21 protein-coding genes are annotated in these 24,036 nt (G+C 72.4%); 7 read left to right on the top strand and 14 right to left on the bottom strand.

Features of this window, described 5'->3' with window-relative positions; genetic code table 11:
- Positions 1-606 precede the first annotated feature (606 nt).
- Complete coding sequence (gene trpS, locus ACIQ6Y_RS16135; protein ID WP_404038266.1) at positions 607-1,632, top strand: tryptophan--tRNA ligase; 1,026 nt, start codon at positions 607-609, stop codon at positions 1,630-1,632.
- Between the two features lie 45 nt (positions 1,633-1,677).
- On the opposite strand, the gene proC is transcribed toward trpS, so the two are convergent.
- The 6 genes from proC to ACIQ6Y_RS16105 form a co-directional block, all read right to left on the bottom strand.
- On the bottom strand, positions 1,678-2,490 hold the full coding sequence (gene proC / locus ACIQ6Y_RS16130) for a pyrroline-5-carboxylate reductase (RefSeq protein ID WP_404038264.1): 813 nt from the start codon (positions 2,488-2,490) through the stop codon (positions 1,678-1,680).
- A gap of 76 nt (positions 2,491-2,566) precedes the next feature.
- Positions 2,567-3,349, bottom strand: a complete 783-nt coding sequence (locus tag ACIQ6Y_RS16125; protein ID WP_404038261.1) for an ABC transporter permease — start codon at positions 3,347-3,349, stop codon at positions 2,567-2,569.
- A 143-nt stretch (positions 3,350-3,492) separates the two neighbouring features.
- Positions 3,493-4,311, bottom strand: a complete 819-nt coding sequence (locus ACIQ6Y_RS16120) for an ABC transporter ATP-binding protein (RefSeq protein WP_404038259.1) — start codon at positions 4,309-4,311, stop codon at positions 3,493-3,495.
- Between the two features lie 373 nt (positions 4,312-4,684).
- Positions 4,685-5,455: a class I SAM-dependent methyltransferase gene (locus ACIQ6Y_RS16115; RefSeq protein ID WP_404038256.1), complete on the bottom strand. Its 771-nt coding sequence runs from the start codon at positions 5,453-5,455 to the stop codon at positions 4,685-4,687.
- Between the two features lie 49 nt (positions 5,456-5,504).
- The gene (locus ACIQ6Y_RS16110; protein ID WP_404038253.1) at positions 5,505-6,029 is read right to left on the bottom strand and encodes an EamA/RhaT family transporter; all 525 of its coding nucleotides are present in this window, start codon (positions 6,027-6,029) and stop codon (positions 5,505-5,507) included.
- 60 nt (positions 6,030-6,089) lie between these two features.
- Positions 6,090-6,407 carry an SH3 domain-containing protein gene (locus ACIQ6Y_RS16105; RefSeq protein ID WP_404038250.1) on the bottom strand — a complete coding sequence of 106 codons (318 nt, stop codon included), beginning with the start codon at positions 6,405-6,407 and terminating at the stop codon, positions 6,090-6,092.
- A gap of 165 nt (positions 6,408-6,572) precedes the next feature.
- On the opposite strand from ACIQ6Y_RS16105, the gene ACIQ6Y_RS16100 reads away from it, so the two are divergent.
- On the top strand, positions 6,573-8,666 hold the full coding sequence (locus ACIQ6Y_RS16100; RefSeq protein WP_404038247.1) for a serine/threonine-protein kinase: 2,094 nt from the start codon (positions 6,573-6,575) through the stop codon (positions 8,664-8,666).
- Positions 8,667-8,725: 59 nt separating this feature from the next.
- Here ACIQ6Y_RS16100 and ilvD read toward each other — a convergent pair whose 3' ends face one another.
- From ilvD to ACIQ6Y_RS16080, 4 genes are all read right to left on the bottom strand, one after another.
- Positions 8,726-10,579, bottom strand: coding sequence for a dihydroxy-acid dehydratase (gene ilvD, locus ACIQ6Y_RS16095; RefSeq protein WP_404038244.1), 1,854 nt, complete (start codon positions 10,577-10,579; stop codon positions 8,726-8,728).
- A gap of 110 nt (positions 10,580-10,689) precedes the next feature.
- Positions 10,690-11,295: a TetR family transcriptional regulator gene (locus ACIQ6Y_RS16090; RefSeq protein ID WP_404038241.1), complete on the bottom strand. Its 606-nt coding sequence runs from the start codon at positions 11,293-11,295 to the stop codon at positions 10,690-10,692.
- A complete protein-coding gene (locus tag ACIQ6Y_RS16085) occupies positions 11,292-12,116 on the bottom strand; it encodes a sugar phosphate isomerase/epimerase family protein (protein ID WP_404038238.1) in 825 nt (274 codons plus the stop codon). Before ACIQ6Y_RS16085 ends, ACIQ6Y_RS16090 begins: the two co-directional genes overlap by 4 nt.
- Before the next feature lie 113 nt (positions 12,117-12,229).
- Positions 12,230-13,159 carry a Ppx/GppA family phosphatase gene (locus tag ACIQ6Y_RS16080; protein ID WP_404038235.1) on the bottom strand — a complete coding sequence of 310 codons (930 nt, stop codon included), beginning with the start codon at positions 13,157-13,159 and terminating at the stop codon, positions 12,230-12,232.
- A 95-nt stretch (positions 13,160-13,254) separates the two neighbouring features.
- Between ACIQ6Y_RS16080 and ACIQ6Y_RS16075 the strand changes: the two genes are divergently transcribed.
- A complete protein-coding gene (locus tag ACIQ6Y_RS16075) occupies positions 13,255-14,097 on the top strand; it encodes a hypothetical protein (RefSeq protein WP_404038232.1) in 843 nt (280 codons plus the stop codon).
- A gap of 21 nt (positions 14,098-14,118) precedes the next feature.
- Here the strand turns inward: ACIQ6Y_RS16075 and ACIQ6Y_RS16070 are convergent, their stop codons facing one another.
- Positions 14,119-15,843, bottom strand: coding sequence for a hypothetical protein (locus ACIQ6Y_RS16070; RefSeq protein WP_404038229.1), 1,725 nt, complete (start codon positions 15,841-15,843; stop codon positions 14,119-14,121).
- Between the two features lie 297 nt (positions 15,844-16,140).
- On the opposite strand from ACIQ6Y_RS16070, the gene radA reads away from it, so the two are divergent.
- Both radA and disA read left to right on the top strand, forming a co-directional pair.
- The gene (gene radA, locus ACIQ6Y_RS16065; RefSeq protein WP_404038227.1) at positions 16,141-17,550 is read left to right on the top strand and encodes a DNA repair protein RadA; all 1,410 of its coding nucleotides are present in this window, start codon (positions 16,141-16,143) and stop codon (positions 17,548-17,550) included.
- A gap of 81 nt (positions 17,551-17,631) precedes the next feature.
- Positions 17,632-18,756 carry a DNA integrity scanning diadenylate cyclase DisA gene (disA, locus tag ACIQ6Y_RS16060; RefSeq protein WP_404038224.1) on the top strand — a complete coding sequence of 375 codons (1,125 nt, stop codon included), beginning with the start codon at positions 17,632-17,634 and terminating at the stop codon, positions 18,754-18,756.
- Positions 18,757-18,890: 134 nt separating this feature from the next.
- Here disA and ACIQ6Y_RS16055 read toward each other — a convergent pair whose 3' ends face one another.
- The gene (locus ACIQ6Y_RS16055) at positions 18,891-19,745 is read right to left on the bottom strand and encodes a hypothetical protein (protein WP_404038221.1); all 855 of its coding nucleotides are present in this window, start codon (positions 19,743-19,745) and stop codon (positions 18,891-18,893) included.
- A gap of 176 nt (positions 19,746-19,921) precedes the next feature.
- Here ACIQ6Y_RS16055 and ACIQ6Y_RS16050 point away from each other — a divergent pair, with 176 nt between their 5' ends.
- Positions 19,922-20,524: a phosphatase PAP2 family protein gene (locus ACIQ6Y_RS16050; protein ID WP_404038218.1), complete on the top strand. Its 603-nt coding sequence runs from the start codon at positions 19,922-19,924 to the stop codon at positions 20,522-20,524.
- Between the two features lie 19 nt (positions 20,525-20,543).
- On the opposite strand, the gene ACIQ6Y_RS16045 is transcribed toward ACIQ6Y_RS16050, so the two are convergent.
- Both ACIQ6Y_RS16045 and ACIQ6Y_RS16040 read right to left on the bottom strand, forming a co-directional pair.
- Positions 20,544-21,215 carry a response regulator gene (locus ACIQ6Y_RS16045; RefSeq protein ID WP_404038407.1) on the bottom strand — a complete coding sequence of 224 codons (672 nt, stop codon included), beginning with the start codon at positions 21,213-21,215 and terminating at the stop codon, positions 20,544-20,546.
- Entirely contained in the window at positions 21,212-22,849 is a 1,638-nt protein-coding gene (locus ACIQ6Y_RS16040; protein ID WP_404038215.1) for a sensor histidine kinase, read from the bottom strand. The genes ACIQ6Y_RS16045 and ACIQ6Y_RS16040 overlap by 4 nt, the downstream gene beginning before the upstream one ends.
- A gap of 120 nt (positions 22,850-22,969) precedes the next feature.
- Here ACIQ6Y_RS16040 and ACIQ6Y_RS16035 point away from each other — a divergent pair, with 120 nt between their 5' ends.
- A complete protein-coding gene (locus tag ACIQ6Y_RS16035; protein ID WP_404038212.1) occupies positions 22,970-23,959 on the top strand; it encodes an A/G-specific adenine glycosylase in 990 nt (329 codons plus the stop codon).
- Positions 23,960-24,036 lie beyond the last annotated feature (77 nt).

The raw sequence follows: 24,036 nt of genomic DNA, 5'->3' as shown, positions 1-24,036 counted from the left end.
CTTCCCTTCGGTCTTGCGTTTCCGACTCTATCAGATCTTTCCGATCCGATTTCCTCGGTGCTTTCCAGGTTCCCGCTTCCGCGTTTCCCTTTCCGACGGTTCCGACTCTATCAGATCCTTTCGGCGTCTGACTCCCAGTCAGGGGGTTTGTCTTCCCGGCCGCTTGGGCCGTTCCGACGAGTGAGACTTTAGCGGATTCCTGGCTCCCGAGCTAATCGGGGGCCTGCGTCCTTTCGAACGCGGATTCCTCATTTCGCGAATACACATGCCAATGACACGACGACAGACGGACGAGCCGACTACACGTCGAGAGTGGTTGGTACTTGCGGAATGGCTGTCCGGGGACCGACCTTGGTCGGCGCTCACGTCGGACAACTCGGAGAACAGTACGGACCGAGGGAGATCGTGTCAACCCGGCCCCGGACGGGGCCCTGAGGCGTACCGTGGACGTCATGACTACGCGTACGTGTCACCAGCAGTGGTGGGCCGCCTGACGGGCGGCCGGACTCACGTATGCACTCAACGGCCGCCGCTTCGGCGGCCGTTCTTGTCTCTCCCTCCTGGGAGCCGGCCGGCGGGCGCGGCGGTCTCGACCAGGAGGTAGAGATGAAGCGGGTCTTCAGCGGGGTCAAGCCGACCGGGCATCTGACGCTGGGGAACTATCTGGGGGCCATGCGGCAGTGGGCCGAGGTGGACCAGCATCGGTCGGACGCGCTGTTCTGCGTCGTCGACCTGCACGCGCTGACCGTGGACCACGACCCCGCGCGGGTGCGCCGGCTGAGCCGGCAGGCGGCCACGCTGCTGCTCGCGGCCGGGCTGGACCCGGAGCTGTGCACCGTATTCGTACAGAGTCATGTGGATGAGCACGCGCGGCTGTCGTACGTACTGGAGTGTGTGGCCACCGACGGCGAGATGCGGCGGATGATCCAGTACAAGGAGAAGGCGGCGCGCGAGCGGGAGCGGGGCGGGAGTGTGCGGCTGTCGCTGCTGACGTATCCCGTGCTGATGGCCGCGGACATCCTGGCGTACGGCGCGGACGAGGTGCCGGTCGGGGACGACCAGGCGCAGCACGTCGAGCTGACGCGGGATCTCGCGGTGCGGTTCAACCAGCGGTACGGGCACACGTTCGCGGTGCCGAGGGCGACGGTCCCGGCGGTGGCGGCTCGGGTGATGAACCTGCAGGAGCCGGCGTCGAAGATGGGGAAGAGCGACGACGTGGGGCCGGGGATCGTCTATCTGCTGGACGAGCCGGACGTGGTGCGCAAGAAGGTGATGCGGGCCGTGACCGACAGCGGGCAGGACGTCGTGTACGACCGCGAGGGGCGGCCGGGGGTGTCGAATCTGCTGGAGATCCTGGCCGCGTGCACGAATGGGAACCCCGCGGACCTGAGCGGTGTATATGAGTCGTACGGCGCCTTGAAGAAGGACACCGCAGAGGCCGTGGTCGAACTCCTCAGGCCCGTACAGGCCAGGCACAAGGAGTTGTGCGCGGATGCTGCGTATGTGGAGGAGGTGCTGCGGCGTGGTGCGGAGAAGGCGCGGGCGATGGCGCGGCCGACCGTGGATGCCGCCTATCGGGCGATCGGGTTGCTGCCGGCCGCTGAGACCGGGGCGGTGACGGGGCGGTGGTGAGCGCCGCCGGGTAGGCGCGGCGGGTGAGCCGCCGCGCCCGGGGGGTCAGCTGTTGTTGCCGGAGGCCAGCTCGCGGCTGCGGTCGCGGGCGGCTTCGAGGGCGGCGATGAGGGCGGCTCGTACGCCGTGGTTCTCGAGTTCGCGGATGGCGTTGATGGTGGTGCCGGCGGGCGAGGTGACGTTCTCGCGGAGCTTGACCGGGTGTTCGCCGCTGTCGCGGAGCATCGTGGCGGCGCCGATCGCGGACTGCACGATGAGGTCGTGGGCCTTGTCGCGGGGCAGGCCGAGCAGGATGCCGGCATCGGTCATGGCTTCGACCAGGTAGAAGAAGTAGGCCGGGCCGGAGCCGGAGAGGGCGGTGCAGGCGTCCTGCTGGGACTCGGGGACGCGCAGGGTCTTGCCGACGGCGCCGAAGATCTCCTCGGTGTGGGCGAGGTGGTCGGCGGTGGCGTGGGTGCCTGCGGAGATGACGGACATGGCCTCGTCGACGAGGGCAGGCGTGTTCGTCATGACGCGGACGACCGGGGTGCCGGCGGCGAGGCGCTCTTCGAAGAAGGAGGTGGGGATGCCCGCGGCGCCGCTGATGACCAGGCGGTCGGCGGGGATGTGCGGGGCGAGTTCGTCGAGGAGGGTGCCCATGTCCTGCGGTTTGACCGTGAGGATGAGCGTGTCGGCGGTCTTGGCGGCCTCGGTGTTGGTGACCGGGGTGACTCCGTAGCGGGCGCGGAGTTCTTCGGCCCGTTCGGGGCGGCGGGCGGTGACCAGGAGGTCGGCGGGGGACCAGCCGGCGCGGATCATTCCGCTGAGCAGGGCTTCGCCGATCTTGCCGGTGCCGAGGACTGCGACTTTCTGGGTCATGCTCAGGTGCCCTCCGGGGTGTGCGTCGTCCGGGTTCATCCTCGCACCGGCGCCGCGGGCCCTGCTCGGCTGTCCGTCATGCGGTCCGGCGCCTGAGGGTCGCCGCGCCGAGGGTCAGGACGAGCAGGGCGCAGCCGGCGACGACGAGGGCGTCGCGGACGAAGGTGGCGGTCATGTCGGTGTGGTGGAGGACCTCGTTCATGCCGTCGACGGCGTAGGACATGGGCAGGACGTCGGAGAGGGCCTCCAGGGCGGGGTGCATGTTCGCGCGCGGGGTGAACAGGCCGCACAGGAGGAGCTGGGGGAAGATCACGGCCGGCATGAACTGGACGGCCTGGAACTCGGAGGCCGCGAAGGCGGAGACGAAGAGGCCGAGAGCGGTGCCGAGGAGGGCGTCGAGCAGGGCGACGAGGAGGAGAAGCCAAGGGGAGCCGGTGACGTCGAGGCCGAGGAACCACAGGGCGAGGCCGGTGGCCAGGGCGGACTGGACGATCGCGAGGGCGCCGAAGGCGAGGGCATAGCTGGCGATGAGGTCGGCCTTGCCGAGGGGCATGGCGAGGAGGCGTTCGAGGGTGCCGGAGGTGCGTTCGCGCAGGGTGGCGATGGAGGTCACCAGAAACATGGTGATGAGGGGGAAGATGCCGAGGAGCGAGGCGCCGATGTTGTCGAAGACGCGCGGGCTGCCGTCGAAGACGTAGCGCAGCAGGAAGAGCATCACGCACGGGATGAGGACCATCATCGCGATGGTGCGCGGATCGTGGCGGAGCTGGCGCAGGACTCGGGCCGCGGTGGCGAGGGTGCGGGCGGGGTGGAGGGCACCGGTGGGGGCCGGCGGTGCCGCAGGGCTCGTGGTGGCCATCGGGTGGGCTCTTTCGGGGTCGGGGTTCGGGTGCGGATTCGGATCGGGTTCGGGTGCGGATTCGGGTGCGGATCGGGTGCAGGTCCTGGTTCGGGAGCGGGCTCGGATCGGGAGCGGATCGGGTGCAGGTCCTGGTTCGGGGCCTAGTTCGGGGCCGTGGTCGCCTGGTCGACCAGGTGGAGGAAGGCGTCCTCGACGGTGTCGGTGCTGGTGCGGGTGCGCAGGGCGTCGGGGGTGTCGTCGGCGAGGATGCGGCCGTCGCGCATGAGGAGCAGGCGGTGGCAGCGTTCGGCTTCGTCCATGACGTGCGAGGAGACGAGGAGGGTGGCGCCGCGGCGGGTGGCGATGTCGTGGAAGAGGTTCCACAGGTCGCGGCGCAGGACCGGGTCGAGTCCGACGGTGGGTTCGTCGAGGACGAGGAGTTCGGGGGTGCCGAGGAGGGCGACGGCGAGGGAGACGCGGCTGCGCTGTCCGCCGGAGAGGTTGCCGGCGAGGGTGTCGGCGTGGCTGGTGAGGTCGACGTCGTCGATGGCGCGGGTGACGTTGCTGTGGCGTTGTGCGGCGGCCGCGTGGCCGGGGGTGAGGATCGCGGCGAAGTAGTCGAGGTTCTGGCGGACGGTGAGGTCGTCGTAGACGGAGGGGGCCTGGGTGACGTAGCCGATGCGGGTGCGCAGGCGGGGGTGGCCTGCGGGGCGGCCGAGGACGTCGAGGGTGCCGGTGACCTTGGCCTGGGTGCCGACGACGGCCCGCATGAGGGTGGACTTGCCGCAGCCGGAGGGGCCTAGGAGTCCGGTGATCTGTCCGCGCGGGACGGTGAAGTGGAGGTCGTGCAGGACGGTGCGGGGGCCGCGGACGACGGTGAGTCCGGCGGCGCGGACGGCGGGGGTGTCGCGGGGGTCGGGGTCGCGGAGGGAGGGGGTTCGGGGGTCGTGGTCCGGGGGCTCGGACCCATAATTCACCATGTGATGAATAATCCTCGCGCCCCGATGACGCGTCAAGCGGGTGGGACGGGGCTGCGCGGGCGCACGGCGGCGGGGTGAGCGGAGGAGTCGGGGGCGGCTCTCTGCGGCGGGGCGCTTGCGCGGTCACCGGTGGGTGGAGGGATCGCTGTGCGGGCGCAGGGCTCAGCTCAGCTCCGCTTCATGGCGCGGCGGGCTCAGTGGTCGGCCGGATGTCGTGCCCTGTGGTGGGTCCGCCGCCGTACCCTCCTGCCCTCCTGCCCTCCTGCCCTCCTGCCCTCTCCCGGCTCGGCGCTCGCGTCGAGGGGCGTGTGCCTTCGAGCGGACGGACGCGTTGCCGCTCGGCCGGGAGGTGTGGCTGGAGCGGGCCGTGGGGTCAGCTGTTGGTGCGGGCGACGAGCAGGTCGACGTCGTAGGTCTCCTCGACGATTCCGTCGGGGAAGGCCTTCAGCAGGTGCTCGCGCTCGGCGGTGAGGAAAGCGGTGCGGCGTTTCTCGGTGTCGGTGAGGAACATCGAGTGGCTGCCGAGGTTGGCCAGGTGGGTGTCGACGGGGATGCGCCGGCTCCAGCGCAGGGTGCGGGGGGTGAGGCCGAGGCGGCCTTCGGGGTCGGCGACTTCGGGGTGCGTGTCGCGCTTCTTGTAGGCCTCGATGTCGATGCCGAAGTGCGCTGCCTGGCGGGCACCCGCCTCGGCGATCCAGGGCACGTCCGCGGCACCCATGTTCCACCACAGCGCGAGCGCGCCGCCGGGGCGCAGCACGCGCAGGGCCTCCGGGACGGAGCGGGCGGGGTCGGTCCAGTGCCAGGACTGGGCGTAGGTGAGGAGGTCGACGGAGGCGGAGGCGAGGGGGAGGTGGTTGCCGTCGCCTCGGACGAGGGGTACGTCGGGGTGCGCGCGGCGGAACTCGGCCGCCATGCCGGAGCCGGGTTCCACGGCGATCACCTCGGCGCCGCGGGCGCGCAGCAGGGCGGTGGCTATGCCCGTACCGGCGCCGATGTCCGCGACGCGGGCGCCGTGCAGGGGGCGGCCGGCGAGGTCCTCGATCGCGTCGAGGAGGGCGGGCGGGTAGGAGGGCCGGTTGGCGGCGTACTGGGCCGCGGCCGCGTTGAAGGAGTGGGCTCGGGCGCTGTGTGTGGGAGCCGTCATGAGGTCATCGTGCCCACGGTCGGGGTGGTGTGCGGGGGATTTTCCGGGGTCAGGAGCGGCGGCGCTTCCTCGACGGGTTGCCGGTCCGGCGGGCCGAACGCTTCTGGTGTTCCTGCAGGGCCGTCTCGTACTCCCGGCGGTGCAGTTTCTCGCCGGGGGCCTCGGTGAGCGAGCGGACGAAGTAGGCGAGCAGCGAGCCGACGAAGCCGATGGTGAGCAGGCCGCGCAGGGAGGCCTGGCGGTCGGGGTCGGGGCGCTTGCGGAAGCTGTCCCAGGTGTGGCCGAAGGCGAGCGCGCTGCACGCGGCGAACATCAGGGTGACCAGGAGGGTGACGAACGTGCCGATGTCCGCGATCTGCAGGCCCTCGTAGGCGAACCGCAGGACCAGGCAGGAGCCGGCGGCGAGGGCGAGCGAGCCGGCGGAGGCGGCGATGCGGCGGAGGGTGTAGCCGTTGTCGTGCTCCACCCAGGTCGTGCCGAAGTACCGGAGGGGTTCGGGGGCGGGGGCCTGCGGCCGGGAGCCCGCCGCCTGGTCCCGGGTGCCGCTGCCGTTGCCGTTCTGCTTGTCGCTCACGGGTCGATTATGCGGCTGGGGTGCGGCGGGCTCCGGTTTCCGCCTCAGGGGCCTGCGGGCTCAGGCGCAGCGGGAGGCCACGTAGCCGTCGCTGCCCGTGTTGACGTACGCGTCGGAGACGAACTCGCCGTCGTCGATGTTGTCCCAGAGGTTCGACGTGCCGTACGGACCCGTCACCGTCGTGCCCGGCATCTGGCAGAAGATCGCCACCTTGGAGCCCTCGGGGAGGACCCGCACGATGCGGTAGCCGGTGCCGGGGCCGCTGCGGACGTTGAGCCGGACGCCCGGAGCGATCGAGTAGTAGCGCAGCATGCCGGACGCGGTGGCGGACAGTTCCTCGTCGCCGTCTGCGGTTTCCGCCGCATGTTCGACTGCCATGGCAGACCTCCCCCGTGAAACCCTGTATCAGGGCCTTGTGGATCACGTCTTGAAACAGACGTGCACAACTCGTACACGGAGGCTAGCAAGCCGCCTCGGCCTCGTACGAGTCATCGACTAGGCTCCGTGCGTCGCGCGCGCGGACGAAGAGCACGGGGGTGGTCCATGGCGCCGCAGAGCAACATCGGGATAGGGGCGGAAGCGGAACTTCCCGAGTACGCCGGTCACTACCTGTTGGAGTCATGTCTCGGCTCCGGAGGCATGGGGGTCGTGCATCGGGCGCGCAGCACCTCGGGGATGACGCTCGCGGTGAAGGTGGTGCATGCCGAGTTCGCCAGGGATCCGGAGTTCAGGGGGCGGTTCCGGCAGGAGGTGGCTGCGGCGCGGCGGGTGAGCGGGGCGTTCACCGCACCCGTGGTCGACGCGGATCCAGAGGCGGAACGGCCTTGGATGGCCACGCTGTTCATCCCCGGCCCTACGCTCTCCGACGAGGTGAAGCGGAACGGTCCCATGAGTGCCGAGCAGTTGCGCCGGCTCATGGCGGGGCTGGCGGAGGCGCTGCGGGACATCCATCGGGTGGGTGTCGTGCACCGGGATCTGAAGCCGAGCAATGTGCTGCTCGCGGAAGACGGGCCGAAAGTCATCGACTTCGGGATCTCCCGGCCGAAGGACAGTGAACTGCGGACCGAGACCGGGAAGTTGATCGGCACGCCTCCTTTCATGGCCCCGGAGCAGTTCCGGCGGCCGCGGGAGGTCGGTCCGGCCGCGGACATCTTCGCGCTCGGGTCGGTCATGGTGCACGCGGCGACAGGGCGGGGGCCGTTCGACTCCGACAGTCCGTATGTGGTCGCCTACCAGGTCGTCCATGACGAGCCCGATCTGACGGATGTGCCGGAGAGTCTCGCGCCGCTCGTGGCGCGGTGTCTGGCGAAGGAGCCCGAGGAGCGGCCCACGCCGGACGAACTCATGCGTGATCTGCGGTCGCTGGCCGCGTCGTACGACACACAGGCGTTCATCCCGACGCAGCGGACCGGCGGGGTGTCCCTGCCGCCGTCGGCCACCGCTCCCGCGAAGCGGACGGACGGCCGGCGCTGGGTCAGGAGGGCGGCCGTCGGCGCGGTCGCGCTGGGGATCGTGGCGACCGGCGTCGTCGTGGTTCTCCGGCAGGCGCACGAGGACCGCCGGCCGCAGGACGCCGGGCGCACGCACAGTACGTCGGCCGAGATCCACGCCTGGGAGACCGCGGCAGTGGCGGGAGGGTCCGTCGCGCCGCAGTGTTCGTACGGCGACGGCGCGTTGTTCTGCGGCCGGCAGGGTGCGGTGTTCGCGCTGGATCCGTCCGACGGCGCCCTGCTGTGGAGTCACTCGACCGCGAAGTCCCGGCGCGACAGCCCGCCGGTGCTGTCCGGTGGGCTCGTCCAGCCTCTCGTGGAGGAGAGCCGTCGCCTGGAAGGGCTCGACCCGGCATCGGGCAGGGCTCGTTGGGACCGCGCCATGCCGGCGCACGACGGCATGCATCTTGCCGGGGACACGCTGCTGTTCACCGGACCCGACGGAACGGTCACGGGGGTGGACGGCGCCTCGGGTGAGCCCGTGTGGAGTCACCGCATCCGGGGCCAGGATTTCCCGTCCTTCGCGTCGTTCGCCGGTGATCCCCTGGCGTACTCGACCCGTGTGGGGGACGACGGGTACAGCACGGTCGCCGCTGTGGTCCCGAGGACCGGGTCCGTGCGGTGGGAGGCGCGGCTGGAGGGCTCGCTGAAGCCGGTCGGCTCGTACGGCGGATCGCTCTACTTTCTCGCCGAGGACCGGCTCTCCGGGGATACGACGGCCGTGGTGCGCTACACCCCCGAAGACGGGGCGGTGCGGCGCGTGGAGCTGCCCGTGCCGCGGATGGTCGCCCGGGCGGGCGTGGGGACGGGTGTCGTGTACATCCTCGCCGCGGGCGGGTCGCTGGAGGCCGTGGACCTGGAGGCGCGGAAGCGGATGTGGGCCGTCGAGACGTCCGTGAGCCGTGGCTCCGCTCCGGTCGCCGACGGTGGCCACGTGTACTTCACCACGCCCGACGGACGTCTTCTCGCGGTGGACGCGCGTACCGGCAGGCCGCTGGGACAGACACTTCCCCGCCCGGGTGCGGCCTCGGACGGCGTGCCGTCCTCGCTGCCCGAGCCCCTCGTCCGCGACGGCCGTGTCTACGCCTCCGCCCCCGACGGCACCGTCTTCTCCGTGCCCGCGAAGGACCCCGCCGCCTGGCGCTGACATGCGAAGGGGCCGCCCTCCCCGGCAGGGAAGGGCGGCCCCAGGGGCGCCAAGAGGTGTCAGCCCAGCTTGGACACGTCGCGGACCGCGCCCTTGTCGGCGCTGGTGGCCATGGCGGCGTAGGCGCGCAGGGCCGCGGAGACCTTGCGGACGCGGGACTTGGGGGCGTAGTTGCCGCCCAGGGCCTGCTCGCGGCGGGCCAGCTCGGCGTCGTCGACCAGGAGCTCGATGGTGCGGTTGGGGATGTCGATGCGGATGCGGTCGCCGTCCTCGACCAGGGCGATGGTGCCGCCGGAGGCCGCCTCGGGGGAGGCGTGGCCGATGGAGAGGCCCGAGGTGCCGCCGGAGAAGCGGCCGTCGGTGATCAGGGCGCAGGTCTTGCCGAGGCCGCGGCCCTTGAGGAAGGAGGTCGGGTAGAGCATCTCCTGCATGCCGGGGCCGCCCTTGGGGCCCTCGTAGCGGATGACGACGACGTCTCCGTCGGTCACCTGCTTGTTGAGGATCTTCTCGACCGCTTCCTCCTGGGACTCGCAGACGACCGCGGGGCCCTCGAAGGTCCAGATGGACTCGTCGACACCGGCCGTCTTCACGACACAGCCGTCGACGGCCAGGTTGCCCTTGAGGACCGCGAGGCCGCCGTCCTTGGAGTAGGCGTGCTCGACGGAGCGGATGCAGCCGTTCTCGGCGTCCGTGTCGAGGGCCTCCCAGCGCTCGGACTGGGAGAAGGCCTCGGCGGAGCGCACACAGCCGGGGGCCGCGTGCCACAGTTCCTCCGCCTCGGGGGACGGGGAGCCGCCGCGGACGTCCCACCTCTTGAGCCAGTCGGCCAGGGAGGGGCTGTGCACGGAGTGGACGTCCTCGTTGAGCAGACCGCCTCGGTGCAGCTCGCCCAGCAGGGCGGGGATGCCGCCGGCGCGGTGGACGTCCTCCATGTAGTACGTACGGTCCTTGGCGACGTTCGGGGCGACCTTCGCCAGGCAGGGCACCCGGCGGGACACCGCGTCGATCTCCTCCAGGCCGAAGGGGACGCCCGCTTCCTGGGCGGCGGCCAGCAGGTGGAGGATCGTGTTCGTGGAGCCGCCCATCGCGATGTCGAGCGCCATGGCGTTCTCGAAGGCCGCGAAGGTGGCGATGTTCAGCGGGAGGGCCGACTCGTCGTCCTGCTCGTAGTAGCGGTGGACCAGGTCCATGACCGTGCGGGCGGCGTCGACGTAGAGCCGCTTGCGGGCGGTGTGGGTGGCCAGCACCGAGCCGTTGCCGGGCAGGGACAGGCCGATGGCCTCGGTCAGGCAGTTCATCGAGTTGGCGGTGAACATGCCGGAACAGGAACCGCAGGTCGGACAGGCGTTCTCCTCGATGCGGAGGATGTCCTCGTCCGAGATCTTGTCGTTCACGGCGTCGGAGATCGCGTCGACCAGGTCGAGGGTGCGGACCGTGCCGTCGACCAGCGTGGCGCGGCCGGCCTCCATGGGGCCGCCGGAGACGAAGACCGTCGGGATGTTCAGGCGGAGCGCCGCCATCAGCATGCCCGGGGTGATCTTGTCGCAGTTGGAGATGCAGACCAGGGCGTCGGCGCAGTGCGCCTCGACCATGTACTCCACGCTGTCCGCGATCAGGTCGCGGGAGGGCAGGGAGTAGAGCATGCCGCCGTGACCCATCGCGATGCCGTCGTCGACGGCGATCGTGTTGAACTCGCGGGGGATACCGCCCGCCTCCTCGATCGCCTTGCTGACGATCCGGCCGACCGGCTGGAGGTGGGTGTGGCCCGGCACGAACTCGGTGAAGGAGTTCGCCACCGCGATGATCGGCTTCCGGCCGATGTCCGCGCCGGGTACACCGGCGGCACGCAGTAGGGCGCGGGCGCCCGCCATGTTGCGGCCGTGGGTGACTGTGCGGGACCTCAGCTCGGGCATCGTCGCTCGCTCCTTCAGACAGATAGGGCTGATACCGAGCGTACGCCGGTCATCCAGGTGTCGGGACGAAGTGTCCGGAATACGGGACAGGGATCTCAGTGCGCGCGGGCTCAGGGGCCGGTCAGGTGTCCCTGCACCACCGGCGCCAGCCGCCGGATGATCTGCTCGGGGTCCGCCGAGGCCAGCGGCTCCACCTTGATCACGTACCGCAGCATCGCCGTCCCCACCAGCTGCGCCGCCGCCAGCTCGGCCCGCAGCTCGGCGTCCGGCAGGTCCAGCTGGGCGGCGATACGGCGCAGCAGCTGGGAGGCGACCAGGCGGCGGAAGACAGCGGCCGCGGTGTCGTTGTTGACGGCGGACCGCACGATCGCGAGCAGCGGCGTACGGGTGCCGGGGTTCTCCCAGATGCCGAAGACGAACCGGGTGAGCCGCTCTCCTACGCCGTCCAGGGGGCCGTCGGCGAGCGCCTCGGGGGCATTCAGGGCGGGCGCGAAGGCGACCTCGATCGCCGACTCGAACACCTGCTCCTTGGTGCCGAAGTAGTGGTGGACCAGCGCCGAGTCGACTCCGGCGGCCTTGGCGATGCCGCGTACGGACGTCTTGTCGTAGCCGCGTTCCGAGAACTCCTCGCGGGCCGCGTTCAGGATGCGGTCGCGGGTGTCCGCGGACTCGGTGCGCGGGGGCCGGCCGCGCCGCCGGGAGGCCGCCTCGGTCATCGTCTCGGCACCTTCGTCGAGGACGCCAGGTGCAGCCGGGTGAAGGCCAGCGCCTCGGCGAGGTCGGCCTCGCGCTCCGCGCTGGACATCGCGCGGCGGGTGTTGACCTCGATGACGACATGGCCGTCGAAGCGGGTGGCCGCGAGCCGCTCCAGCACCTCGGCGCAGGGCTGGGTGCCGCGGCCGGGCACGAGGTGCTCGTCCTTGGCGGAGCCGCGGCCGTCGGCGAGGTGGACGTGGCCGAGCCGGTCGCCCATGCGGTCGATCATCTGCAGCGCGTCCGTGCGGGCGGTCGCGGTGTGGCTGAGGTCGATCGTGAAGTGCCGGTAGTCGTCCTTGGTGACGTCCCAGTCGGGGGCGTACGCGAGCATCTCGCGGTCGCGGTAGCGCCAGGGGTACATGTTCTCGACCGCGAAGCGTATGTCCGTCTCGTCCGCCATCCGCCAGATCCCGGTGACGAAGTCACGGGCGTACGAGCGCTGCCAGCGGAAGGGCGGGTGCACGACGACGGTGCTCGCGCCGAGCTTCTCCGCCGCCGTGCGGGCCCGCTGGAGCTTGGTCCAGGGGTCGGTGGACCACACGCGCTGGGTGATGAGCAGACAGGGGGCGTGCACGGCGAGGATCGGGACGCCGTGGTGGTCGCTGAGCCTGCGCAGGGCTTCGATGTCCTGGCTGACCGGGTCGTTCCAGACCATGACCTCGACGCCGTCGTAGCCGAGGCGTGCGGCGATCTCGAAGGCCGTCGCCGTGGACTCCGGGTAGACGGAGGCCGTCGAGAGGGCGACCTTCGCGTCCGGGATGCGCACGACTGGGTTTGCCACGAGCTACAGGGTACGTGGTCGCCTACTCGCCGTTGGGGGTTCCGGTCACGTGCGGGTGCGGGCCGTATGTGGCCGTTCGCGCAGTTCGCCGCGCCCCTTCGGGGGCGCTTCTCCTAGGTCGGCATGTGGTCCAGTTTGCGCAAAATCACACCCTCGCGCAGGGCCCAGGGGCAGATCTCCAGGCGTTCCACGCCGAAGAGGTCCATCGCGCCCTCGGCCACCAGGGCGCCCGCCAGGAGCTGGTTGGCGCGGCCCTCCGAGACTCCGGGGAGCTCGGCGCGCTCGGCCGCGGTCATGCCGGCCAGCCTCGGCACCCAGGCCTCCAGGGACTCGCGCTTGAGGTCGCGCTGGACGTACAGGCCGTCGGCGGAGCGGGCGGCGCCGCCCATGCGGGCGAGCTGCTTGAAGGTCTTGGAGGTGGCGACGACGTGGTCGGGGGCGCCGAAGCGGGTGAATTCCCCCACAGTGCGGGCGATCTGGGCGCGGACATGGCGGCGCAGGGCCCTGACGTCGTCGGGGTCCGGCGGGTCGCCGGGGAGCCAGCCGGCGGTGAGGCGGCCCGCGCCCAAGGGCAGGGAGACGGCGGCGTCGGGTTCCTCGTCGATGCCGTAGGCGATCTCCAGGGAGCCGCCGCCGATGTCCAGGACCAGCAGCTTTCCGGCGGACCAGCCGAACCAGCGGCGGGCCGCGAGGAAGGTGAGACGGGCCTCCTCGGCGCCGGTGAGGACCTGGAGCTCGACGCCGGTCTCGGCCTTCACGCGCGCGAGGACGTCGTCGGCGTTGCTGGCCTCACGCACCGCGGAGGTGGCGAACGGCAGCAGTTCCTCGACGCCCTTGTCCTCGGCGGCCTGGAGGGCGTCATGGATGACGGCGATCAGTTTGTCGACCCCCTCGGGGCCGATGGCTCCGGCCTCGTCCAGGAGTTGGGCCAGGCGCAGCTCCACCTTGTGCGAGTGCGCGGGCAGGGGGCGCGCGCCGGGGTGGGCATCCACCACCAGCAGATGCACCGTGTTGCTTCCCACGTCGAGGACACCGAGTCTCATGTACGGAACGCTACTGCCCGCGCGGCGGTGTTCCCTCCCCTCGGACCTCGCCGGACCGGTCCCGGCGGGGTTGCCGGGCGACTTACCCTGGACGCGTGCCAAAGACGAAAAAGGCGAAGGACGACAAGAAGGCCAAATCGACCAAGGGGCTGTCGAGCAAGGCCCTGAAGGCGGACGAGAAAGGCCTCGACTTCGCGCGCGCATGGGTGGAGTTCCCGGATCCGGCGGACGAGGAGCAGGTCTTCCGCTGCGATCTGACATGGCTGACCTCCCGCTGGAACTGCATCTTCGGAAGCGGCTGCCAGGGCATCCAGGCGGGCCGCGCGGCGGACGGGTGCTGCTCGCTGGGCGCCCACTTCTCCGACGAGGACGACGAGAAGCGGGTCGCCGAGCATGTGGCGCGCCTCACGCCGGACATCTGGCAGCACCACGACGAGGGCACGGAGCACGGCTGGGTCTCCGAGGACGACGAGGGCTCCCGCCAGACCCGCCCCTTCCAGGGCTCCTGCATCTTCCAGAACCGGCCGGGCTTCGAGGGCGGCGCGGGCTGCTCGCTGCACATCCTGGCCCTGAAGGAGGGCCGCGAGCCGCTGGAGACCAAGCCGGACGTCTGCTGGCAGCTGCCGGTGCGGCGCACGTTCGACTGGATCGACCGGCCCGACGACACGCGTGTCCTCCAGGTCTCCATCGGTGAGTACGACCGACGCGGCTGGGGTCCGGGCGGCCACGACCTGCACTGGTGGTGCACCTCGGCGACCTCGGCGCACGGCGCGGGCGACCCGGTGTACGTCTCCTACCGGGCGGAGCTGACCGAGCTGATGGGCAAGGCCGGCTACGACCGGCTGGTCGAGCTGTGCGAGCAGCGGCTGGCGTCCCAGCTGCCGCTGGTGGCTCCGCATCCGGCGGACCCGGTCGACCGGCCGTCCGTGACCGGCTGACCGTCCGGACCGTCGTACGTCCTACGACGTCGAAGGGCTCGGGTCGCCGCTGTCGCTGGGCGGCGGCGTCGAGCCGGGGTCGGTGGGCTCGGGGCTGGTCGGGGTCGGCTCGGGGTCGGGTGACGACGGCGGTGGCTCGCTCGGCGTCGGCGGGTCGCTGGGGGCGGAGGTCGTCGGGGTCGGCGTGGGCAGCGTGGGGGTGGGCTCGGGGGGAGCGGTGGGCTGCGGCTCGGGGTCGAACGGGGTGGGTGCGGTGCCGTAGCCCTCGATGGTGACGACGGCCCCGGCGGGTGACACCGCCACGCGCGCGTGCCAGTGGCCGGAGGGCTCGCGCAGATGGTCGACGTACACCTTGATCGTCAACGTCCGGCCGGGCCGGAGGGTTCCCGAGGACTGGCTGAGATACAGCCAGTCGACGCCGGTGGAGGCCGACCAGCGCACGGGGGCGTCCCCGGACGCGGTGAGCGTGATCAGCGTGGTGTCGCCGCTGCTGCCTGCCGTGACCTCCAGTTGGCCGGTGCCCTTCTTCCCGGCGCCGGCGACGCTGACGACCTCGACGGAGACGTCGGACCGGGCGCCGTCGCCGAAGGCCGCTCCGGGCCGGGTGCGGGCGTTGCCGGCGTTCTCGTAGCCGCCGCCCGCGGCCACCCCGTCGAGACCTCCGGCCTCGTCCGCGCGGCTGCTGGCGGCGCCCGGGCCGCCCTCCGCCTCGGCGCCGAGCGGCTCGCCCCGGTAGGCCGACCACAGGGCGATCACCGGGGCGGCCACCACCGTCGCGACCACGGTCGTCGTCACGGCACGCGCGCGGAGCCGGTCGCGCCGGGCGGCACGGTCCTTGGGGTCCATCGGGAAGCCGCGCCGGTCGAAGCGCGGGACGGCCGCGCCCCGCGCGCGCGGTTGGTGCGTCATGGCCATGTGCAGCACCGCGCGCGGTGCCTGAAGGACGGGCAGTTCCTCGGGGGTGACGCTCGCTCCCGGCCAGCGACCGGGTACGGCCCGCTCGGCCGCCCTGCGGCAGCGCGGGCAGTCGTCGACATGGCGGACCAGCTCCCGCCGCAGGGCGCTGCTCAGCACGAGCTGGTGATCACCGATGAGCCGGGCCACGCTCGGGCAGGCCCCTGTCTCGACGACGGCCAGCACCGCGCGCGTGCGCTCCACCTCGCAGGCGGCGGCCGCGAGGAGCTCCCGCGCGGCGGCGAGGTCCATGCCGAGCACCGCGGCCACCTCGTGCGCCGCCAGGTGGTGCCGCACGGCCAGTTCCAGCGCTTCCCGCTGCTCCGGCGTGGTGCCCGCCGCCTCCGGCCAGGCCAGCTGCGCCAGCTCGCGCCGCCGCTGCTCCTGGACCTCCTCCGACACGGCAGGAGTCCCTGGCGGTACGGGCCGCGGCCGGGGGCCGTGCCGTCCCGCGGCGTGGGTGGCCTGACGTTTCTGCTTGGCCTCGGCCATCTTGCGCAGACACGCCCAGCGGGCCAGCGCGTACAGCCAGGCCCTGCGGTCGTCGGCCGCCTCGGGGGCGCGGGTGCCGCGCCGCTCGGCCACGGCGAGGACGTCGCCCAGGGCGGCCGTCGCGTCGTCGTGGTCGCACAGTACGGACAGGCAGTAGGTGAACAGCCCGTCCAGGTACGGCTCGTAGCGCGCGGGCGTCCGCTGCGCCAACGTACGCGCCGCACCGCGGTCACGCACCTCCCGGTGCGCCCGGTGTGCGCCGGTGGTGCGGGTCGAGGTCTCCGGGCTGCTGCTCATCACCCGTGCGACCGTAGGCGGCGGAGGGCGGGCCATTCCGGCCCCTTGAGCACATTTACTCCGTACGGGTGAAACGATCCCTCATAAGGGGACAGTAACCCCGGTGTCGGTGGCGCGATCTAGATCGAACTGGCCGGTTCTTGATGAGGGGGCCGCGGGTGGATGTGCCTGAAAGGGGCGCGGGGAACTGCGCAACCGGCCGACGACGGCCGCCAGTCGCGCACGGCGAGCAGACGAACGGCGATCAGGCGCAGCCCGACGCAGGCACCCGTTGTCAGACCCTCCGGCTACGGTTTCCCCATGGCTGCCCGTACGAAGACCACCAAGGACCGTCCGTCCTACCGCTGCACGGAATGCGGCTGGCAGACGGCGAAGTGGCTCGGCCGCTGCCCCGAGTGCCAGGCCTGGGGCACGATCGAGGAGTACGGCACGCCCGCGGTCCGCACGACGACGCCCGGCCGGGTCACCACCTCCGCCCTGCCCATCGGCCAGGTCGACGGCCGGCAGGCCACCGCGCGCCCCACCGGCGTCCCCGAGCTGGACCGCGTCCTCGGCGGCGGCCTCGTCCCCGGCGCGGTCGTCCTGCTCGCGGGCGAACCGGGCGTGGGCAAGTCCACCCTCCTCCTCGACGTGGCGGCGAAGTCGGCCGGCGAGGAGCACCCCACCCTGTACGTCACGGGCGAGGAGTCCGCCAGCCAGGTCCGCCTGCGGGCGGACCGCATCGGCGCGCTCGACGACCACCTCTACCTCGCCGCCGAGACGGACCTCTCGGCCGTCCTCGGCCACCTCGACGCCGTCAAGCCGTCCCTGCTGATCCTCGACTCGGTGCAGACCGTCGCGTCCCCGGAGATCGACGGGGCCCCCGGCGGCATGGCGCAGGTCCGCGAGGTGGCCGGCGCCCTGATCCGCGCGTCCAAGGAGCGCGGCATGTCCACGCTCCTGGTGGGCCATGTCACCAAGGACGGCGCGATCGCGGGGCCCCGCCTGCTGGAGCACCTGGTGGACGTCGTCCTGCACTTCGAGGGCGACCGGCACGCGCGTCTGCGGCTGGTGCGCGGTGTGAAGAACCGCTACGGGGCCACCGACGAGGTCGGCTGCTTCGAGCTGCACGACGAGGGCATCACCGGACTCGCCGACCCCAGCGGCCTGTTCCTGACCCGCCGCGCGGAGCCGGTTCCCGGCACCTGCCTGACCGTCACCCTGGAGGGCCGCCGCCCCCTGGTCGCCGAGGTGCAGGCGCTCACGGTGGACTCCCAGATCCCCTCGCCCCGCCGCACCACCTCCGGCCTGGAGACCTCGCGGGTGTCGATGATGCTGGCGGTACTGGAACAAAGGGGAAGAATCAGCGCACTGGGCAAACGGGACATCTACTCCGCGACGGTCGGCGGGGTGAAGCTCTCGGAGCCCGCCGCCGACCTCGCCATCGCCCTCGCCCTGGCCTCCGCCGCGAGCGACACCCCGCTGCCCAAGAACCTCGTCGCGATCGGCGAGGTCGGCCTCGCGGGCGAGGTGAGACGCGTCACCGGCGTCCAGCGCAGGCTCGCCGAGGCCCACCGGCTCGGCTTCACTCACGCGCTGGTGCCGGGCGACCCTGGCAAGGTCCCGGCCGGTATGAAGGTGCTGGAAGTCGCGGACATAGGGGACGCCCTCAGGGTCCTGCCGCGCTCCCGTCGGCGAGAGGCCCCCCGGGAGGCGGAGGACCGCCGGTAGACTTTGCCCTGGTCTCGCCCGTCCGTACGAACAGAGTGCGCGATACGGGAGCGCCCCAGAACCTGCGACCGGAGGAGTGCAGTGGCAGCCAACGACCGGGCAGCAGCTCCCGGAAAGTCCGGTGGGAGTGCCGGTTCCGATGGCCTGATGCGCGCCTCCCTCAGCGCCGTGGCACCTGGCACCGCCCTGCGTGACGGCCTGGAACGGGTGCTTCGCGGCAACACCGGCGGCCTGATCGTGCTCGGCTGGGACAAGACGGTCGAGTCCATGTGCACCGGCGGTTTCGTGCTGGACGTGGAGTTCACCGCGACCCGGCTGCGCGAGCTGTGCAAGCTCGACGGCGGCATCGTGCTCTCCTCGGACCTGTCGAAGATCCTCCGGGCGGGCGTGCAGTTCGTGCCCGACGCGACCATCCCCACCGAGGAGACCGGCACCCGGCACCGTACGGCGGACCGCGTCTCCAAGCAGGTCGGCTTCCCGGTCGTCTCGGTGTCGCAGTCGATGCGGCTGGTCGCGCTGTACGTCGACGGCCAGCGCCGCGTCCTGGAGGACTCGGCGGCGATCCTGTCCCGCGCCAACCAGGCCCTGGCCACGCTGGAGCGCTACAAGCTGCGCCTGGACGAGGTCGCGGGCACCCTGTCGGCGCTGGAGATCGAGGACCTGGTGACGGTCCGCGACGTCTCCGCCGTGGCGCAGCGGCTGGAGATGGTCCGCCGTATCGCCACCGAGATCGCCGAGTACGTGGTCGAACTGGGCACCGACGGCAGACTCCTGGCCCTCCAGTTGGACGAGCTGATCGCGGGCGTGGAGCCGGAGCGCGAGCTGGTCGTCCGGGACTACGTCCCCGAGCCCACCGCCAAGCGCTCCCGCACGGTCGAGGAGGCCCTGGCCGAGCTCGACGCGCTGACCCATGCCGAGCTGCTCGAACTGTCCACGGTCGCCCGGGCCATGGGCTACACCGGCTCGCCCGAGACGCTCGACTCGGCCGTGTCGCCGCGCGGCTTCCGCCTGCTGGCGAAGGTGCCGCGGCTGCCCGGCGCCATCATCGACCGCCTCGTCGAGCACTTCGGCGGCCTGCAGAAGCTGCTCGCCGCGAGCGTGGACGACCTGCAGACGGTGGACGGCGTCGGCGAGGCCCGCGCGCGCAGCGTCCGCGAGGGTCTGTCGCGGCTGGCGGAGTCGTCGATCCTGGAGCGGTACGTCTAGCAGGGCGACCCGGGGGGCGCGGGGCTGTATCGGTATGCGGCTCCGCCGCGCGGGCGCGAGAAACCGCAACGCACCCGCGCCCGGCCGGCCACAGCACCACCCCGAGCGACGGCCGTGAAAGCCTCAGTCAACCTTCAGTCGGCCTTCAGCACGAACGACGTCTGTGCCTTGGCAAACCCGGAGGACCGGGCCTCGACCAGGTACGTGCCCGCTCCGGCCGACCCCGGCGGGGGCGTCCCGCACTCGGGGGCGCTCGGCTTGCGGTCCCAGCGCACGGTGTAGGTGATGCTGCTGCCCGCGGGCACCCGGTAGACCCGGCTGCCGGCGTCCTTCGGGCAGTCGGCCGACGACCAGTACGTGTCGTCGGCGGTGGCGTGAGTGATCGTCAATACCGCGCTCTTCGGCCCGAGATCGACCTTGCAGTCGCTGCCGGAGGAGTTCTTCGCGGTGATCTGGAAGGCGGGCGTCTGGTCGGGCGAGTAGGCGTTGTGCACGCTGCGCAGGCTCAACGTCACGGCGTTCGCGGTGCAGTTGGGCAGCGAGGAGCCGGCGGGCAGGGTGCTGACCGCACCACCGCCGCTGTCGACGGCGCCACCGGCCGACCCGGACCCGTCCGCGCCGGTACCGCCCCCGTCGGCCGAGTCCGCCGATCCGGAACCGTCCCCGGAGCCCGCGTCGGAGCCCTGCCCCGTACCCGAACCGTCCTCGGAACCCGTTCCGTTGGAGTTGCCGACGCCCGACTCGTCGCGTCCGCCCGGGGCTTGGCTGATCGCCGGACCGGAGCCCTCGGGGCCTGGGGTGATGGTGGAGGCGGAAGGCGCGGGATTCTTGCCGTTGGTGCCGTCGGCGGTGTTCTTTCCGCCGCTGCCCGAGGTGACGATCCAGGTGATCAGGAGCGCCAACAGGGCGACCATGGACACCATGACGACCCTCCGTCGCCAGTAGATGGAGGAGGGAAGCGGCCCGACCGGATTGCGCAGAGATCCCACGGCGCAAACTGTACGAGAGATCGGCGCCGTCGCCCGCCCCACCCGCCGCTGAGAACGTCAACTTTTCCGGATCATCATCCCGGGACGGCGTGCGCCCACCCCTGACGATCGTCGGGCGAGCGACCCGACGATCGCTCGGTGTGACCGTACCGGCCTGTCGCCTACCGTCTGTGACCATGGACTCCGACGACACCGAGCTGTACCGGGACATCACCGAGCTGGCGCATGACACTCCTCCGTGGGTACAGCACCTGGCCGAGGCATGGACGGAGGCGGGACTGCTGCTCTTCGGTGTGCTGTTCGCCGTCGCGTGGTGGCGGGCCCGCCGGGACACCTCCCGCGCCTTCGCTATCGCGGTCCTTGCACCTGTGGCCACGGCTCTGGCGTATGTGTGCAGTGAGGTGCTCAAGTCGGCCGTAGGTGAGGAGCGTCCGTGCCGTGCGGTCGCCGGCGCGGTGAGCCCGCTCGTGGCCTGTCCGCCGACCGGCGACTGGTCGTTCCCCAGCAACCACGCCACGATCGCGGGTGCCGCGGCCGTCGCCCTGGCCCTCACCCGGCGCGTCCTGCTCGCCGTGACGGCACCGCTCGCCCTGCTGATGGCGTTCTCGCGCGTGTTCGTCGGCGTCCACTATCCGCACGACGTCGCCGCCGGACTGCTGCTCGGCGCCCTGGTCGCCGTTGTGGCGATCCGTCTGGGGACGCGCCCGGCGGCCCGGCTGACGGAGGCGATGCGGGGCTCCTCCCGGCCGACGGCGACCTGGTTCGCGGGTCGCCCCTAGGGGCGTGGAGCCGCCCGGGTCACTGCTCTCCCGCCAGGCCCGCCTCGTACGCCACGATCGCCGCCTGCACCCGGTTGCGGACGCCGAGCCGTTCCAGGACCGCGCTGACGTACGCCTTCACCGTGCCCTCGACGAGGTGCAGCCGGGCGGCGATCTCCGGGTTGGACAGGCCCTGGCCGACGAGGCCGAGGACCTCGCGTTCGCGCGGGGACAGCACCGCCACGCGTGCGCGTGCGGCGGCCTCGCGGCCGAGCCGGCCGCCGTCGGGCGCGCCCGCGCCGAGGCCGTCGAGGAGGTCCCGGGCCACCTTCGGCGACAGGAAGGCGGCCCCGGCCGCGACCGCCCGTACGCCCGCGATCAGCTCGTACGGGTCACCGGACTTGAGCAGGAAGCCGGTCGCTCCGCCGCCGAGGGCGCGGGCCACATAGGCCCGTTCGGAGAAGGTGGTCAGCATGGCGACGGCCGTGCCGGGCAGGGTCCGTACGATCTCCTCCGCGGCGGCCAGGCCGTCCAGGCGGGGCATACGGATGTCGAGCAGGGCCACGTCCGGGCGGTGGGCCCGGGCCAGTTCGACCGCCTCGTGGCCGTCGCCCGCCTCGGCGACCACCTCGATGCCGGCGTCGCTGGCGAGGATGGCCCGCACCCCCGCGCGCACCATCGCCTCGTCGTCGGCCAGCAGGATCCGGATCAACTCCCCCACTCCTCTTTCCTTTCCGCGTCCTCCACAGGCCCGGCGGGCTCCTGTTCACCGCCGTCCACCCGCGGTACGACGTCCTTGGCGATCAGCCGGCCGTCCGCGAAGCACAGTCTGAAGTGGTCGACGGAGGTGAGGAGTTCGCCGCTCGCGCGGTAGTAGCGGCACTCGGCGCCGGGCGGCGCGTCCGGGGCCCGGTCGGCGGGCGGGTCGGCGACCGCGCGGTCGGGCAGCAGCCGGGCGACCTCGTCCTGCGGGGTGCCGAGGCGCAGGCCGGCGTAGGAGGCGGGCGGCAGGACCGAGTGGGTCTCGGTGTACGCGTACCAGGCGAAGGCCCCGCCGGTCAGGACGGCCCCGACGACGGCCGCCACGCCGAGGCCGAGGGCGACGCGGCGGCGGGCGCGCACGAAGGGGGCGCGGGAGGCGGGCCGGGTCGGCGCGGGGGCCGCCTCGGTGGGGGCGGCTGTCTGGCCCGCGGGGAGTTGGGCGCGGACCTGGAAGCCGTCGCCGTGCGGCCGGGCCGAGAAGGTGCCGCCCGCCTCGGTGACCGCGGCGCGCAGACCCAGCAGTCCGGATCCGCCCGAGGACGGGGAACTCTCGCGGGTGGGCCGCCCGTTGGTGATGGTGACGGTGGTACCGGCCGTCTCCCGGACCGCCGCCACCCGGACCGGGGCGCCGGGTGCGTGCCGTGCCGCGTTGGTGAGGGCCTCGCGCACCACGCGGTACAGGATCCGCTCACCGACCGCATCGGCCTCTGCGGTGGAGAGCGGCTCGGGTCCGTGTGTCTCCCAGGACACGTCGAGCCCGGAGTCGGCGGCCCGTGCGAGGAGTTGCTCCAGGCTCTCGCCCGCGGGGGCCAGCGGCAAGGGTTCGTCGTCCTCGCGCAGGACGCCGATGATGCGGTGCAGGCGATCGGTCGCGTCGGAGGCCGCCGCGCGCAGGTCGGCCGCTGCCGCGCGATGGTGTCCGGGCAGGTCGGCGGCGACCTGGAGGGCGCCCGCGCGCAGGGCGATGAGGCTCAGTTCGTGGCCCAGGGAGTCGTGCATGTCCTGGGCGATCCGGGCCCGTTCGCGCAGCCGGGCCCGCTCCTCGGCGAGTCGCTGCTCGCTCTCCAGGCGGGCGGCGCGGACCCAGCCGGCCTCGGTCAGCTCGCGGCTCTGCCGCCAGTAGCGGCCGGCCAGCCAGGGGAACACACAACAGAACAGCAGCGTGCACATCAGCACCAGCCACTCGGGCGCCGGGTCGACCCCGAGGAGGGCGATACGGACCGTGCCCGCACAGCCCACGGCGGCGAGCAGGGCCGCCGCCGGGCGCGTCCGTGGTGCCCGCAGCCCGAGCAGCAGGGCGAACACGCCGAGCGCCGGTGTCCAGGAGACGGTGAACAGGGCGGGCGCGGCGAGGAGGTTCAGCGCGGCCGTCACCGCGAACGCCGCCGGTGGACTGCGCCGGGCCACCCCGACAGCCACCGCGAGCACCCCGAACCCGACCGCCGACTGCCACAGCGGGCGTTCCTCGTTCAGCCCGAGCCCGTCCGCCGCCATGGCAGGCACCGCGAGGGCGGTCCACAGCAGGGCCGCCCGTAGCAGCTGCCCGAGCGCACCCGCCCGGAAGCGGCCCTTGACACGTTCCATCCACCCGACGCTACAAGCGGCCGGCGGGCCTGTGCCCCTGCTGATCGTCAGGTCTGCGTCCTCCCCTCGGGTGGCGGTCCTCCCGGTGGCGTGCTCGCGCATGGCAGGATCGGAACCGCCATGACTGCGCCCACGAAGCCCCCGCACAGCACGCCCCTCCCCCACGACAGGACCGCCGCCTCCGGTGCGACCGGGCAGGACGCCGCCGCGGGCTCCGCCCGGGGAACGCAACCGCAGGGAGCGGAACTGCACGTCCCCGTCATCGCGTGGTTCGACCAGCACGCCCGTGACCTGCCCTGGCGGCGCCCGGAGGCGGGCGCGTGGGGGGTGATGGTCAGCGAGTTCATGCTGCAGCAGACCCCGGTCAACAGGGTCCTGCCGGTGTACGAGCAGTGGCTGGCCCGCTGGCCGCGTCCGGCCGACCTCGCCCGGGAGGCGCCCGGTGAGGCGGTGCGCGCCTGGGGCCGGCTCGGCTATCCGCGCCGGGCGCTGCGGCTGCACGGGGCCGCGGTCGCCATAACGGAGCGGCACGGCGGGGACGTACCGTCCGACCACGCCCAGTTGCTGGCGCTGCCCGGGATCGGCGAGTACACGGCGGCCGCGGTGGCGTCGTTCGCGTACGAGCAGCGGCATGCGGTGCTGGACACCAATGTGCGGCGGGTGTTCGCCCGCGCGGTGACCGGGGTGCAGTACCCGCCGAACGCCACGACGGCCGCCGAGCGCCGGCTGGCCCGTGCGCTGCTGCCCGAGGACGAGCGGACCGCCGCCCGCTGGGCCGCCGCCTCGATGGAGCTGGGCGCGCTGGTGTGCACGGCGAAGAACGAGACGTGCCACCGCTGCCCGATCGCCGCGCAGTGCGCGTGGCGGCTCGCGGGCAAGCCGGAGCACGACGGTCCGCCGCGTCGGGGGCAGACGTACGCCGGGACGGACCGGCAGGTGCGCGGCAAGCTGCTCGCCGTGCTGCGCGAGGCGCACGCGCCGGTGCCGCAGGCCGCGCTGGACGCCGTATGGCATGAGCCGATCCAGCGGGCCCGTGCGCTGGACGGCCTGGTGGCCGACGGGCTGGTGGAACCGCTGCCGGGCGGAATGTATCGGCTGCCGTCGGCCTGACCGGCGCCTCGACCGCCCCAAAACCGGATAACCCGGTACGGCCCCTTACCCCGCGCCTACTTCTGTTACACAACCGA

The sequence above is a fragment of the Streptomyces sp. NPDC096205 genome (genome assembly GCF_044763135.1).
Taxonomy (GTDB): domain Bacteria; phylum Actinomycetota; class Actinomycetes; order Streptomycetales; family Streptomycetaceae; genus Streptomyces.
Note: the sequence above shows the minus strand (reverse complement) of the source record. Positions and strands in the feature narration are given on the sequence as shown.

Bases quoted from the DNA above. Each gene is read 5' to 3' on its own strand.
- trpS (WP_404038266.1), top strand. From the start codon at position 607: ATGAAGCGGGTCTTCAGCGGGGTCAAGCCGACCGGGCATCTGACGCTG.
- proC (WP_404038264.1), bottom strand. From the start codon at position 2,490: ATGACCCAGAAAGTCGCAGTCCTCGGCACCGGCAAGATCGGCGAAGCC.
- ACIQ6Y_RS16125 (WP_404038261.1), bottom strand. From the start codon at position 3,349: ATGGCCACCACGAGCCCTGCGGCACCGCCGGCCCCCACCGGTGCCCTC.
- ACIQ6Y_RS16120 (WP_404038259.1), bottom strand. From the start codon at position 4,311: ATGGTGAATTATGGGTCCGAGCCCCCGGACCACGACCCCCGAACCCCC.
- ACIQ6Y_RS16115 (WP_404038256.1), bottom strand. From the start codon at position 5,455: ATGACGGCTCCCACACACAGCGCCCGAGCCCACTCCTTCAACGCGGCC.
- ACIQ6Y_RS16105 (WP_404038250.1), bottom strand. From the start codon at position 6,407: ATGGCAGTCGAACATGCGGCGGAAACCGCAGACGGCGACGAGGAACTG.
- ACIQ6Y_RS16100 (WP_404038247.1), top strand. From the start codon at position 6,573: ATGGCGCCGCAGAGCAACATCGGGATAGGGGCGGAAGCGGAACTTCCC.
- ilvD (WP_404038244.1), bottom strand. From the start codon at position 10,579: ATGCCCGAGCTGAGGTCCCGCACAGTCACCCACGGCCGCAACATGGCG.
- ACIQ6Y_RS16090 (WP_404038241.1), bottom strand. From the start codon at position 11,295: ATGACCGAGGCGGCCTCCCGGCGGCGCGGCCGGCCCCCGCGCACCGAG.
- ACIQ6Y_RS16080 (WP_404038235.1), bottom strand. From the start codon at position 13,159: ATGAGACTCGGTGTCCTCGACGTGGGAAGCAACACGGTGCATCTGCTG.
- radA (WP_404038227.1), top strand. From the start codon at position 16,141: ATGGCTGCCCGTACGAAGACCACCAAGGACCGTCCGTCCTACCGCTGC.
- ACIQ6Y_RS16050 (WP_404038218.1), top strand. From the start codon at position 19,922: ATGGACTCCGACGACACCGAGCTGTACCGGGACATCACCGAGCTGGCG.
- ACIQ6Y_RS16040 (WP_404038215.1), bottom strand. From the start codon at position 22,849: ATGGAACGTGTCAAGGGCCGCTTCCGGGCGGGTGCGCTCGGGCAGCTG.
- ACIQ6Y_RS16035 (WP_404038212.1), top strand. From the start codon at position 22,970: ATGACTGCGCCCACGAAGCCCCCGCACAGCACGCCCCTCCCCCACGAC.